Raw genomic sequence first — 255 nt, 5'->3', positions numbered from 1 at the left:
CTGTCCATCATCCAGGGCCGCAAGGTCGCGGTGATCGGTTACGGCAGCCAGGGCCACGCCCACGCGCTGTCGCTCCGTGACTCGGGTGTCGACGTCCGTGTCGGTCTGCACGAGGGCTCGAAGTCCAAGGCGAAGGCCGAGGAGCAGGGCCTGCGCGTGGTGACGCCGTCCGAGGCGGCCGCCGAGGCGGACGTCATCATGATCCTGGTCCCGGACCCGATCCAGGCCCAGGTCTACGAGGAGTCCGTCAAGGAC

At 69.0% G+C, this 255-nt stretch carries 1 protein-coding gene; it reads left to right on the top strand.

Annotation, left to right across the window (positions count from 1 at the left end; genetic code table 11):
* On the top strand, positions 1-255 hold a 255-nt coding region (locus AADR41_RS42720), incomplete at both ends, for an NAD(P)-binding domain-containing protein (protein WP_342287849.1).

Origin of the sequence: Streptomyces sp. CLV115, from assembly GCF_038448545.1 — a bacterium.
GTDB classification, from domain to species: domain Bacteria; phylum Actinomycetota; class Actinomycetes; order Streptomycetales; family Streptomycetaceae; genus Streptomyces; species Streptomyces sanglieri.
Note: the sequence above shows the minus strand (reverse complement) of the source record. Positions and strands in the feature narration are given on the sequence as shown.